This is a genomic window from Nocardia sp. NPDC051833, assembly GCF_040681225.1.
GTDB lineage: Bacteria > Actinomycetota > Actinomycetes > Mycobacteriales > Mycobacteriaceae > Nocardia.
Window position 1 is genome coordinate 2,682,326 of sequence record NZ_JBFAYK010000001.1, and the last position, 12,362, is coordinate 2,694,687.

A 12,362-nucleotide genomic window follows, 5' to 3' on the forward strand; every position below is an offset into this window, starting at 1 on the left:
GTGCGGGGCGAACCACCCCCACCAGCGTGCTGGCTTGCGGGCCCCGAGGTCGGGGCCGTGCGTGTGATGGCAGCATCATAGGGCCGACGGCGTCGACTCGTGACCTGCACCGCGCAGCTTACGGGATCAGACGATCCGGATCAGGATCTCCGAATGTCCGGCCCGGATGACGTCGCCGTCGGCGAGCTGCCAATCCTGTACGGGCGAGCCGTTGACCAGGGTTCCGTTGGTGGAACCCAGATCCGAGAGCATCGCGGTCTGTCCGTCCCAGCGCACCTCGATGTGGCGGCGCGACACACCGGTGTCGGGCAGCCGGAAGTGCGCGTCCTGGCCGCGGCCGATGATGTTGCTGCCCTCGCGGAGCTGGTACGTGCGGCCGCTGCCGTCGTCGAGCTGGAGGGTGGCCGAGTAGCTGGACTGCGCGGCGCCGTAACCGGCACCGGCGGCGGGTGCCTGGCCATAGCCCTGCGGCTGGGCGCCGTAGCCACCCTGCTGGCCGTAGCCCTGCTGCTCTTCCTGGCCGTAGCCGCCCTGCTGGCCGTAACCCTGCTGCGGCTCGGCGTAGCCCTGCTGGCCGTAACCCTGGTCGGCGTAACCGTTCTGGCCGTAGCCGCCCTGCTGGTCGTAACCGGGCTCGGCGTACCCCTGCTGGCCGTACCCACCCTGCTGGCCGTAGCCGCCTTGCTGGTCGTAGCCCTGCTGGCCGTAGCCGCCCTGCTGGTCGTAACCGGGCTCGGCGTAGCCCTGCTGCCCGTACCCGCCCTGCTGGCTGTAGGCCTGCTGGCCGTACCCGCCCTGCTGGTCGTAGCCCTGCTCGCCGTATCCGGGCTGGGCGCCGTAGCCGCCCTGCTGGCCGTAGCCACCCTGACCGCCCGCGTTGTCGTACCCGTTCTGGTACTCGCCACCCTGCTGGCCGTACGCGGCGTCGCCGTAGCCCGGCTGGGCGCCGTAGCCGCCCTGCTGGCCGTACTCGTCGGGGTAGGCACCGCCGGGAGCCGCACCTCGGCCGGCGGGCGGCGGCGCGTACCCGCGATTGCGTGGATCGGACTCCGCGGGCTCTCGGCTCGGCTCGTAGCCTGAGTTGTGCGTCATGGGGCCAGCTCCTGGTTGCGGGTGTGCGGGTCGTTGTGGCGGTTCGGGGCGAGGTGGGGCGGTCCCGCGACCGGCGTCGGGGTCGACGCGGCCGCTCGCTCTGAACATTCCGGTGTGCAGCGTAGGTGATGCCTCGAACGCCACGTGTACTTCGCCGTAGGTCTGCCAGCCCTGCTCGCGGATGTAATCCTGCAGATGTTTGGCGAACGCCTTGGTCGTGAGGTCGTGATCGGCGTCGAGTTTTCCGTGATCGGATTCGTTGATCGTGATCACGTAACTGTTCGGCGCGAGCTTGTGCCCACCGCCCAGATCCTGGATCTGATCTGCGGCTTCGCGCTGCAGCGCGGCCTCCACCTCCTGGGGAACGACGCTGCCGCCGAACGCCCTCGCGAACACATCACCGACGGCGCCCTGCAGGCGACGCTCGAATCTCGACACGATGCCCATCACAGCCCTCCCTTCGGTGCGCGTGTCCGACCAGGTCGACACGCTGGTTACGGCGTGTCCGGACCCGACCACGTTCCTTGCATGATATCCACGATCCTCCAACCCTGTAACTCCCGGCGAACCGCCCCGGTTCCCGAGCCGAATCCGCTCGCATCGCCGCAGGTCAGAGGGTCGATTTTATTTTCAGCGGCGAGGCATGTTAGATTTTTCCAGTCGCTCGGGCGAGTGGCGGAATGGCAGACGCGCTGGCTTCAGGTGCCAGTGTCCGTAAGGACGTGGGGGTTCAAGTCCCCCTTCGCCCACCAGACTAGAGGCTCGATCCATCCGGATCGGGCCTCAAGTCGTTTTTCCGGGGAATTCGTCAGCGGCGGACGAGGCGGAGGAGGGCTTCGCGCAGGGGTGGGGACGGGGTGGTGGTGGCCAGTTCCTGGAGGGCGGTTTCGGCGATGGCGGCGACCAGGAGGGTGGCGATGGGGGTGGGGTCGTCCCAGCCCATGGCGGTGAGGTCGGCGGTGACGAGGGCGGCGGCGGTGGCGTTGCGGGTGGCGACCTCGGGGGCCAGGCCGGCGTCGGTGCGGGCCTGGACGAGCAGGCCCTTGGTGGCCGGGTCGGCCAGGCAGCCGTCGAGGTAGGCGGTGATGCCCTCGGTGAGGCGGGGCTCGCCGGGTGGGAGGTCGGCGATGGCGGTGGTGACCAGGTCGTCGAGGTGGTCGTGGAAGGCGCGGTGCAGGGCGACGAAGTAGGCCTCGCGGCTGGGCCAGTGCTGATAGAAACTGCCCTTGGCCATGTTCGCCCTGGCGGCGATCGCGTTGACCGACAGTTTGGTCAGGTCCTCGGTGGACAGCAGGCTGCGGCCCGCCGCCAGCAGCGCGCGGCGTCCCGGCTCGGCCGATCTCATGATTCCACTCCAGCACAGGCGGTCAGGAAGTCCCGCACCGTGTCGAGGAAGAGAGCGGGCGCCTCGGCGAACGGTTCGTGCCGGGTGGCGAGCACCGACACCGCGGCGTGCGGCAGGGCGACAGCGACGCCGCGGCGGTTCAGCAGCCACGGATTCGTCGGATCGTTGCGCCCCCACACCACCTGCACCGGTACACCGGCCAGCAATGGCCCCGTCGAGGGCAGATCGAAGCGCGGATCGTCGAAACTGCGCCAGAGACTGCGATATACGGCCAGCCGCACCGGATCTCCGGGCACAGCCACTGCCCGATCGAAGATGGCCCGCACCCCGCCGCGGTCGAGCGGACCCAGATACATCCGCGCGTTCGGCACGACATACCGGCCCGCCACCGCGCGGCTCGCGACGAGATGGAAGTAGCCCCTGGTGACGAAGTTCAGCGGCGCGAACCCGGCCGGTTGCACGAGTACGAGCCCGCGTACGAGGTCCGGCGCGCGCTCGGCCAGCCGCACCGCGGCGTATCCGCCCGCGCTGTTGCCGATGACCGTGAGCGCGCCGAAGCCGCGCGCGGACAGCGCCGTGGCGACCAGCACGCTCACCTCGGCCAGCGCGTCGATGGTGATGAGCTCCGGGTCCCGCACGGTCGACGCGCCCGAGCCGGGCCAGTCGACGGCCGCGATCGCCCAGTCGGGTGCCAGCGCGGGCACGATCTCGTCGAAGTCGCGGTGATCGCCCGGATTCGCGTGCAGCAGGAGCAATCCCGGCGCCGCCCCGGCCGACCGGCCGCGCAGATGCACCGCGATGTCGCCGAACGGAGTGGGAACGGTCAGTGTCTCGGCAGGCCCCATGAACCGACGGTAGCTATGACCGACCGGTCGGTCAAGGCTTCGGACGGCCGCGATCGCCGTTCGCCATGCGGCGGGGAATCAGCCCTTGCGGGCGATCAGCAGATGATGCGGAATCGGTGGGTTCGGCAGCGTCCGCTGCTCGACCGTCAGGCCGGCGCCGGACAGCGCCGCGACCACCTCGGCGACGGGCCGCAGGGTGAATCCATAAGGCGTGAACGGCATCTTGGCCATCGCGTCGGGATCGCCGATGCCGACCACCGCCGCGCCGCCCGGTCGCAGGACGCGGGCCAGCTCGGCACAGGCGGCGGGCAGATCGTCGAGGAAATAGAGGGTATTGACGGTGATCGCGGCGTCCAGGCTCGCGTCGGGCAGCGGCAGCGCGGCGAGGGTGCCCTCGGCGAGGACGAGCCTGGGGTCCGCGGCGGAGCGGGCGCGGGCGAGCATGTCCGCCGAGGGCTCGATGCCGTGCACCACACCGTCGGGGCCAACCCGGTCGAGCAGCAGCGTCAGCCCGACACCGCCGCCGAAGCCGATATCGGCGACCGTCGCGCCCCGGTCCGCGCCCGTCGCGGCGACCGCCTCGGCGATGGCGCGCCGGTTTCCCCGATTGAGAACGAAAGCGACGCCCTTGCCGAGCATTCCGTGCGGATTACCGAGCTGATCGGCGATGGTCGTGAGCAGGCGATCCTTGACCCCGGGCATGCGGCTCATCGTAGGCGTGAGCGCTGACATCTTCCGCGCGCTTGTTCGAGCCACCGCGGGACCCCGACCGTGTTCCGCTCGATCCGGCGCCCACGGCGGCGCTGCTCCATGGCATGGCACCGAGGTCGTCCGGATCGGGTTGACCACCGCCGACGGCCCTGGTGAGGCGAAGATCACACTGCCCTGAGCGGGCGGTATCCGGGGGTGTTCGTCGGCTGATTTCGGGGTGTTCCGCGCCCGGTTCGCAACCGGTCATTTGTCCAAATTACGGCCTCGTGACAGGTGCTACCGCTCGATTGCTAGGTGCTGATCTTGTTTGCAGCCCTGTAAACAAACTTGGAGTCTCTTTTAATGCGATTCGCGTCAGGCAATCGAAATTCTGTTGCCGTATCCGCAGGTGATCGGCTATGCGGGCGGGTTCGCATGATCATCGGCAACCGCCGGGAATATTCACTCGGTGCGGTGGCATCGGGTGGGTGACTCGTTGTCGAAGGTTTGCCGCAGGTGAATTCTCAGTGTGCGTTGGGGTCGCTGTGAGGTGGCGCCGGAAGTTAGCTGAGACTGTGAAAATCGGTGCCTTCACAGATGTTTGCTGGTTCGCAATCAGTACGCCCGACCTGCGCGTTGGGGGTTGCATGGGCATAACGATTGTGTACAGTTGACGGTAACGCTGGCCGCAGCTCGAGCCCGACTCGCTGCGGCCAGCGGAACTCAAATGGGGGAGTTCGACACCATCTCGTAACCTCGCGTAGCTGCCGATTGTCCGGCGCCGTTTCGGCGGGGTGTGCTCAGAGTTGCCTGCCGTTCAAATGCACGTGCAGATGCGAGTTCAGGCCCGGTCCAGCGACTTTGCGGTCGGTGCCAGCCAGCGATCGGCGGGGTCGGGCAGGGCGGCGGGCGTCGCGGCCGCGGCGTCCTGCTCGTCGGCCACCCGGCGCCCGATCCCGAACACGTAGAACAGGAACGCCGCCTCGGCCGCGAACCCGAAGGCGATCCGCACCGGCGCGGGCAGCGGACTCGGGGTCACGAAGCCTTCCAGCAGGCCGCACACCAGCAGGACCGCCACCAGGCCGAGCGCGACCGTCGCGGTCACCTTGCCCTGCCTCGCCATCGCGGCCGCGCGGCTGCGGCGGCCGGGGTCGACCAGCGTCCAGCCCAGCTTCAACCCCACGCCGCCCGCGATGAACAGCGCCGTCAGCTCCAGCGTGCCGTGCGGGAGGATGAAGCCGAAGAACGATTCGAGGCGGCCCGCGTCGGACATCAATCCACCGGTTATCCCCAGATTCAGCGCGTTCATGAACAGGGCGTACACAGCGGGCAGGATCAGCACGCCGGTGAACAACGCGATCGCCGACACCAGCGAGTTGTGGGTCCACACCTGGGCGGCGAAGGCGTCGTTGGGGTGCTCGGTGTAGTAGGTCTCGAACGTTCCCCCAGGTCCGGTGACGATATCGATATCGCCCTCGGGTATCCCCAGGGCCTTGCGGGCCGCCGCGGAGTTGTCCACAAGCACCGCGATCACCGCGGCGACGGCGAGGAAGATCGCGGTCACCCCCACCCACCACGGCCACGCGCGATACACAGCCGCGGGAAAGTGCCGGGTGAAGAACCGGCCGACCTCGCGCCACGGCTGCGACCGGGCCGCCAGCACCCGCCCCCTGGCCCGCGCGAGCAGCGCGCTGAGCCCGGCGACCAGGTCGGGATCGGCCGGCCTGCCCTGGATCTTCGCAAGCTGTTGCGAAGCCGCCCGGTACAACCGGACGAGTTCGTCGGCCTCCGCGCCGGACAGCTTGCGCTGGCGGACCAGCTGATCCAGCCGATGCCACGACCGTTGATGCGCCCAGCTGTAGGCATCGGTGTCCATATCGGGAATGCTAGCCACATGGCGGAATTCACCACCGGCGAAGCGGTCGCGCTCGAGCTCCCGATCGCGCGCATCCCCAGCCGTGCGGGCGCTTTCCTGCTCGACCTGGTCATCCAGCTCACCCTCGCGTTCGTGCTCGCCTACGGCGGGGTGATGGTGCTGATCGCGGCCGACGCCGACTCGGCCTGGTACGACGTCACCTTCGTGGTCACCCTCGTGACGGTGCTGATGGTCTACCCGGTGTGCAGCGAGACGATCTCGCGCGGGCGCTCCATCGGCAAGCTGGCGTTCGGCCTGCGTGTGGTGCGCGCCGACGCCGGGCCGATCGATTTCCGGCACGCGCTGACCCGCGGGCTGGCCGGGGCGATCGTGGATTTCTGGATGCTCGGCGCGTTCGGCGCGGTCGCGGTGATCTGCTCACTGTGCTCGCGCGACGCCAGGCGGGTGGGCGACGTGCTCGCCGGGACGGTGGTTGTGCACACCCGCCAGAACCTGCCGATGCCCGCGCTCGCCGTGGCGCCGCCGTGGCTGAGCGGCTGGGCGGCGCAACTCGACCCGAGCGGCCTGTCCGACGAGCTGGCCGGTGCGGTCCGCCAGTATCTGACCAGGTTGCGCACGCTCACCCCGGCCGCGCAGCACCACCTGGGCACCCAGCTGGTGACGGCGGTCTGCGCCGCCGTGCGGCGCCCGGTGCCGACGGGATACCCGCCGTACCACGTCCTCGGCGCGGTTCTGGCTCGGCGACAGCAGGTTTCGCGCGGCTGAGCAGTGCCCTGTGCACAACGTGTTGGTCGATCGGTGGATGACCTGTGAGTACCGGTGGACAACTCGGTTGTCCACAACTCACAGGGAGCCGGACTGCTTCAGCTCCAGGTACTCGTCGGCGAGCGCTTCCGGCAGCTGATCGGGCGCGGCGGCGACCACCGCGACCCCGCGCCTGCGCAGCGATTCCTGCACGAGCGCCCGCTCGGCCAGCACGGTTTCGGCGGCCGCCGCCGTGTAGACCGCGTCCGCGGTGGAGCGGTCACGGGCGGCCGCGGCGATGTCCGGGTCGGTGACCGAGACGATCAGGACCCGGTGCCGCTTGGTGAGGGTGGGCAACGCGGGCAGCAGGTGCTCGGTGACCGTCGGACCGTCCAGGCTGGTGAACCACACGATGAGCGCCCGCCTGCGGACCCGGGCGATCACCGTCCGCACCAGGCCGGTGGTGTCGGTATCCACAAGCCGCGGTGTCACTCCGGCGAGGGTGTGCATAAGTTTCAGCGGCAGCTGATGCCCGCCCGCGCCGGTCACCTCGGCCCGCACCGTCCGGTCGTAGGCGAGCAGGTCGACGGTGTCGCCCGCGGCCGCGGCCAGCCCACCGAGCAGCAGTGCGGCCTCGATCGAGGAATCCAGGCGCGTGCCGTCGCCGACGCGGCCCGCACTGGCCCGGCCGGTGTCGAGCACCATCAGCACGTGCCGATTGCGTTCGGGCCGCCAGGTGCGCACGAGAACGTCGGCGGCGCGGGCGGTGGCGCGCCAGTCGATGCTGCGCACATCGTCGCCGGCCACGTACTCGCGGAAGGAGTCGAACTCGGTGCCCTGCCCGCGGGTGTTCGCGACATTGCGGCCTTCGAGATGGTGCAGCCGCTTCACCTTCGACCGCAGCAGCCGCTCGCTGCGGAACGGCGGCAGCGCGCGCACCCTGGCCGGTACCTCGACGCGCGACTGCCTGCCCGCCAGCACGAGCGGACCGAGCAGCCGCACCGTGACGGGACCGGCCACCCGATCACCGCGATAGGTGGGGGTGAGCCCGGTGCGCAGCCGGATGCGGGTGCGCGGCGCGAGGTCGAGCCGGTGGGTGCGGTACTCGGCCCGCGCGCTGTCGGGCCAGGCGTCCCACAGCATCCCGCGCACGGTGGCCGTGCCGGTATTGGTGACGACGAGTTCCACCTCGGTGGCCCGGCCGAGCCGCACCACCGTCAGCGGATCGCGGGTGAGGGTGAGCGTGTCGGCCCGCGCGGTGAGGGCGATGTCGAACACGGCGAGCGCGAGCAGCGCCGCGCTCGCGCCGACCACGCCGACCCATGACGGGATCAGGAACATCACCAGCGCGCCCGCGATCGCCGCGAGCAGCGCGAACCGGCCTGTGACGACCACGCCGCTACACCGGAACCGGCACCGAGACCAGCAACGACGAGAGCACGCCCTCGGTGCTCACCCCGTCCAGCTCGGCCTCGGGCCGCAACTGCAGCCGGTGCCGCAGCACCGCGACCGCCACGGTCTTCACGTCGTCGGGCGTCACGTAGCCGCGGCCGTTCAGCCAGGCCAGTGCCCGCGCCGCCGCCAGCAGCGCGGTCGCGCCACGGGTGGAGGCGCCGTGCGCGACGGCGGGGGAGCTGCGCGTGGCGCGGCACAGGTCGACGATGTAGGCCAGCACCTCGGGACTCACCGTCACCTGCGCGATCGCGGCGCGCGCGGCCGCGATGTGCTCGGGACCGGCCACCGGACGCAGCCCCGCGGCGCCGAGATCACGCGGATCGAAGCCGCTCGCGTGCCGCTGCAGGATGCGGAACTCGTCGTCGCGATCGGGCAGCCGGATGTCGACCTTGAACAGGAACCGGTCGAGCTGCGCCTCGGGCAGCGGGTAGGTGCCCTCCTGCTCGATCGGGTTCTGGGTCGCGACGACGACGAACGGATCCGGCAGCGGCCGCGGCTGACCGTCCACCGAGACCTGGCGCTCCTCCATCGATTCCAGCAGCGAGGACTGCGTCTTCGGCGGGGTGCGGTTGATCTCGTCGGCCAGCAGCAGGTTGGTGAACACCGGGCCCTGCCGGAAGGTGAACTCGGCCGAATGCGGGTCGTAGATCTGCGAACCGGTGACATCGCCCGGCATCAGATCGGGCGTGAACTGCACCCGGGCGTGGTCGAGCGCCAGCGAGGTGGCCAGCGCCCGCACGAGCAGCGTCTTCGCCACGCCCGGCACGCCTTCCAGCAGCACGTGGCCACGGCACAGCAGCGCGAGCACCAGGTACAGCACGGCCTGGTCGTTGCCGACCACGGCCTTGCCGATCTCGGTGCGCAGGGCGGCCAGCGCCGCACCGGCCTCGGCCGCGCTCGGCGATTTCTGCAGAACAGTGTTGTCGGTCATCGGTTGTCCGGCGCGGATACCCGCTCGTCGAGGCCGGGAGGTAGCGCCATCCCCCTTTCTTCACATACGTGCACAGTATTGTGTGAGCAATGGCGAAGGTGGTGAAGCGGGCGTACAAGTTCCGCTGTTACCCTTCGCCCGAGCAGGCCGCGGAGTTGTCGCGCACGTTCGGATGCGTTCGTCTGGTGTGGAACAAGGCACTCGATGCCCGGCAGCGGCGCTATGCCACGGAGTCGAAGTCCACGACGTACGTGCAGGCTTCCGCCGAGTTGACCGGGTGGAAGAAATCCGCGGATCTCGCGTTCCTCAACGAGGTGTCGTCGGTGCCGTTGCAGCAGACGTTGCGGCATCAGCAGGCCGCCTTCGCGGCGTTCTTCGCCAAGCGGGCCCGTTACCCTCGCCTCAAGTCGCGTAAGCGCTCGCGAGCGTCGGCTGAGTACACCCGGTCCGGGTTCCGGTGGCGCGATGGGCGACTCACGCTGGCGAAGATGACCGAGCCACTCGACATTCGCTGGTCGCGGCCGCTGCCCGAGGCTGCGGTGCCGTCGACGGTGACGGTGTCCCGTGACAGTGCCGACCGGTGGTTCGTGTCGATCCTCGTCGAGGAAACGATCGCCCCGCTGCCGTCCACGCCGAACACGATCGGTGTGGACGTCGGCCTCAGCTCGCTGGCCGCGCTGTCGACCGGGGAGAAGATCGCCAATCCGCGCTACGAGCGCGTCGACCGACGCAAGCTGGCCAAGGCGCAACGTGACTTGGCCCGAAAAGTGCTGGGGTCGAGCAATCGGGAGAAGGCTCGGCGGAAGGTGGCCCGCATCCACGCGCGGATCTCCGACCGGCGTACCGATTTTCTGCACAAACTGTCCACGAGGCTGATTCGCGAGAACCAAGCGGTCGCCATCGAGGACTTGACGGTACGCAACATGGTCGCCAACCACACGCTCGCCCGTGCGATCTCGGATGCGAGCTGGCGGCAATTGCGCACCATGCTCGAGTACAAGGCCGACTGGTACGGCCGCGAGGTGCTGGTGGTGGATCGCTGGTATCCGTCGACCCGGGTGTGTTCGCACTGCGGTGCGCTGGGCGACAACCTGTCGCTGAACGTTCGGGCGTGGACGTGCCGCCGTTGCGGTGTGGTCCATGACCGGGATGTGAACGCGGCTCGAAACATCCTCGCTGCCGGGCTGGCAGAGAGGTGAAACGCCTGTGGAGTCGGTGTAAGTCCGCAAGGGAGTTCTCCTTTCCGGCAGCTGATGGTGAAGCAGGAATGCTCGTCTGTCAGGACGGGGAGATGTCAACCGAGCTCCGTCTCGATCCATTCGAGGTGTGCGGCAACGTAATACAGGGTTGTCTCGTCCGGTACCGGGCCGAATAAGACGGTGCCGATCTGCTGGGCGGGCGCGCCGAGGCGGGCCGCCGCTGCGCCGACGAGCTGGTCGTCGGTCAGGTCACGGGCGCCGAGGCGGGGGCGGATCCGGCGCAGCGTCGCGGTGCGCAAGGTCCCGGCCACGTGCTCGACGTCGCCGGAGCGACGGTACAGGCCTGCCTGGCCCGCGAGCAGTTCGTTCGCGGCGACCTCGACCGGGCGCGGTTCGCCGACGAGCGCGCCGCGCCTGCGTCCGCGCCACCACAGCAGCACGCCGAAGGCGATCAGCAACTGCAAGCCGCCGAAGGCCAGCCAGGCGGGCAGGCTGGTGAAGATCGAGTCCTTGCCCGCGCCGAAGTCGGGGTCGTAGTCCGGATCATCGGGCGGATCGGGTGGTTCCGGCAGGTCGGGGATCTCGGGTGGCGGCGGCGCGTCGGGCGCGCCGCACGATTGCAGCGTCGCGTACAGCAGTAGGCCCAGCGCCAGCACGGCGGCGACCGTCGCCCAGAACTTGGGACTGCGCAGCAGCGCGGGCAGCGGCGGCAGCTGCCTGCGGCGCTTGGGCGCGCGCTCGACGACCTCGACTTCGACCGGTTCGGCGACCGGCGGGGGCGCGGACCGGGAGTACCGGTCGGCGTATTCGAGCCTGCGGTACTCGTCCTCGGTGGCGGCGCGGCCGCCGTAGACGACCTCGTCGAAACTGCGCGCCGCCGGGTGCAATTCGGTGGACTGTTCCAGCGGGAGCGCGGTGGTCGCGTCGTCGGCGGTCTCCTGCGCGGTGCGCGAGCGGCGGACCGGCAGGGTGCCGCCCTGTTCGAGGGCGCGCAGGACGGCGCGGAAGCGTTCCCGCAGCGCGCTGTCGTAGTCACGGCGATGCGCGGCCTGCTCGGCGGCGGCGCGATGCTCGGCGGCGGCACCGAGACGTGGCGGCGCCGGCGCGCCGTGCGGTGGTGGCACGAGCGGCGGGGTGCCCTGGTCGGGCCCGGGAAAGGGATTGCCGGTCACCGGGTCTCACCCGGAATCCGAATGTCCATGCCCTCGCGAGCGCACCGCCGGTCGATGTAGCAGACGGCCCGGCTGGTCGCCTCGACGATCTCGCCGACCGTCACCACCAGCAGCAGACCGCCGACCAGCAGCGTGATGAAGGCCCAGCGATGCGTGCCGGAGAAGTCGGACAGATAGAACGGCACACCGAACGCGGGCACCGCGAGGACGGCGAAGATGACCCGCTGGGTGAGCCACAGGCCCGCCACCGTCCAATCCGCGCCCTGCACCAGCTCCTTCGACCGGGCGACCGCCGCGCCGAATCCGGCGTGCTCGCCGACGATCACCGGCTCGGTGACGAACCGCCGCGCCCGCACCTGCGACAACCAGAGCAGCGCCAGCGGGTAGGTGATGATCAGCAGACTGCCGACGAGTAGCACGCCGATGCCGGTGAGCGAGAACATGATCTGCGCGAGCACCAGCGGACCGGCCCGCCGCGCGGCCGCCCGCACCCCGGCGAGCGCGCCGTAGCGCACCCCGCCGAAATCGGCGAGCGCGATCGCGACCGTCGCGCCGCGCAACACCAGGCGCGACAGCCAGATGAACGCCGCCGAACCGAGGATCGCGGCCCACGCCGTGCCCGCGTCGGAGCCGTCGGTCAGATGCGAGACCAGGCCGGTCACCCCGAGCACGCCGAGCACGGCCAGCACGAGCACGCTCCCGCCGAGCGCCGCCAGCGCCCGGATATGGGCCTGGATCAGGGCGAACGGCTCGTCGAGCAGTTCGCGGAAACGCAGGGGCCGGATCGGTACCGTCGGCGGAGAGGGCGGCGTCGGCGCGGACGCCGGTGCCGGATCGATTCCCGCCCCGACGGCGCCGACCGCTTCGACGGCGGGACGCACGTCGGCGAGTCTAGCTGTGTTTTTGGAGCGCTGGCGCGCTCGAGTCGCGGCCCCTCCTGTCCCGGGGGGGGCGGGCCCCGGGGGGGGGGGAGGTAGGGGTCGCCCCCGCCCCCGGTCGGGCGGGAGGGCCCC

The 12,362-nt window shown here is 70.2% G+C and carries 11 protein-coding genes and 1 tRNA gene; 3 read left to right on the plus strand and 9 right to left on the minus strand.

Annotation, left to right across the window (positions count from 1 at the left end; translation table 11 throughout):
* Nucleotides 1–126: 126 nt before the first annotated feature.
* A complete protein-coding gene (locus AB0L91_RS12135) occupies nucleotides 127–1,539 on the minus strand; it encodes a DUF3662 and FHA domain-containing protein (protein WP_355275388.1) in 1,413 nt (470 codons plus the stop codon).
* A 219-nt stretch (nucleotides 1,540–1,758) separates the two neighbouring features.
* On the opposite strand from AB0L91_RS12135, the gene AB0L91_RS12140 reads away from it, so the two are divergent.
* Nucleotides 1,759–1,844: transfer RNA gene (locus AB0L91_RS12140), tRNA-Leu, on the plus strand.
* 56 nt (nucleotides 1,845–1,900) lie between these two features.
* On the opposite strand, the gene AB0L91_RS12145 is transcribed toward AB0L91_RS12140, so the two are convergent.
* The 4 genes from AB0L91_RS12145 to AB0L91_RS12160 form a co-directional block, all read right to left on the minus strand.
* Entirely contained in the window at nucleotides 1,901–2,437 is a 537-nt protein-coding gene (locus tag AB0L91_RS12145) for a TetR/AcrR family transcriptional regulator (protein WP_365009371.1), read from the minus strand.
* On the minus strand, nucleotides 2,434–3,282 hold the full coding sequence (locus AB0L91_RS12150; protein ID WP_365009374.1) for an alpha/beta fold hydrolase: 849 nt from the start codon (nucleotides 3,280–3,282) through the stop codon (nucleotides 2,434–2,436). The genes AB0L91_RS12145 and AB0L91_RS12150 overlap by 4 nt, the downstream gene beginning before the upstream one ends.
* A 78-nt stretch (nucleotides 3,283–3,360) precedes the next feature.
* Nucleotides 3,361–3,984 carry a methyltransferase domain-containing protein gene (locus AB0L91_RS12155; protein ID WP_357341834.1) on the minus strand — a complete coding sequence of 208 codons (624 nt, stop codon included), beginning with the start codon at nucleotides 3,982–3,984 and terminating at the stop codon, nucleotides 3,361–3,363.
* A gap of 829 nt (nucleotides 3,985–4,813) precedes the next feature.
* Nucleotides 4,814–5,848: a stage II sporulation protein M gene (locus AB0L91_RS12160; RefSeq protein ID WP_365009376.1), complete on the minus strand. Its 1,035-nt coding sequence runs from the start codon at nucleotides 5,846–5,848 to the stop codon at nucleotides 4,814–4,816.
* A gap of 18 nt (nucleotides 5,849–5,866) precedes the next feature.
* Between AB0L91_RS12160 and AB0L91_RS12165 the strand changes: the two genes are divergently transcribed.
* Nucleotides 5,867–6,613 carry an RDD family protein gene (locus AB0L91_RS12165; protein ID WP_357341832.1) on the plus strand — a complete coding sequence of 249 codons (747 nt, stop codon included), beginning with the start codon at nucleotides 5,867–5,869 and terminating at the stop codon, nucleotides 6,611–6,613.
* A 78-nt stretch (nucleotides 6,614–6,691) separates the two neighbouring features.
* On the opposite strand, the gene AB0L91_RS12170 is transcribed toward AB0L91_RS12165, so the two are convergent.
* Together AB0L91_RS12170 and AB0L91_RS12175 are read right to left on the minus strand one after the other, a co-directional pair.
* The gene (locus AB0L91_RS12170) at nucleotides 6,692–7,987 is read right to left on the minus strand and encodes a DUF58 domain-containing protein (protein WP_365009378.1); all 1,296 of its coding nucleotides are present in this window, start codon (nucleotides 7,985–7,987) and stop codon (nucleotides 6,692–6,694) included.
* A gap of 4 nt (nucleotides 7,988–7,991) precedes the next feature.
* A complete protein-coding gene (locus AB0L91_RS12175) occupies nucleotides 7,992–8,978 on the minus strand; it encodes an AAA family ATPase (RefSeq protein WP_365009380.1) in 987 nt (328 codons plus the stop codon).
* Nucleotides 8,979–9,067: 89 nt separating this feature from the next.
* Between AB0L91_RS12175 and AB0L91_RS12180 the strand changes: the two genes are divergently transcribed.
* Nucleotides 9,068–10,177: an RNA-guided endonuclease TnpB family protein gene (locus AB0L91_RS12180; protein ID WP_365009381.1), complete on the plus strand. Its 1,110-nt coding sequence runs from the start codon at nucleotides 9,068–9,070 to the stop codon at nucleotides 10,175–10,177.
* 95 nt (nucleotides 10,178–10,272) lie between these two features.
* On the opposite strand, the gene AB0L91_RS12185 is transcribed toward AB0L91_RS12180, so the two are convergent.
* Both AB0L91_RS12185 and AB0L91_RS12190 read right to left on the minus strand, forming a co-directional pair.
* Nucleotides 10,273–11,349, minus strand: a complete 1,077-nt coding sequence (locus AB0L91_RS12185; protein ID WP_365009382.1) for a DUF4129 domain-containing protein — start codon at nucleotides 11,347–11,349, stop codon at nucleotides 10,273–10,275.
* Nucleotides 11,346–12,230 (minus strand): hypothetical protein, encoded by an 885-nt coding sequence (locus tag AB0L91_RS12190; RefSeq protein WP_365009384.1) that lies wholly within the window; start codon nucleotides 12,228–12,230, stop codon nucleotides 11,346–11,348. Before AB0L91_RS12190 ends, AB0L91_RS12185 begins: the two co-directional genes overlap by 4 nt.
* Nucleotides 12,231–12,362 lie beyond the last annotated feature (132 nt).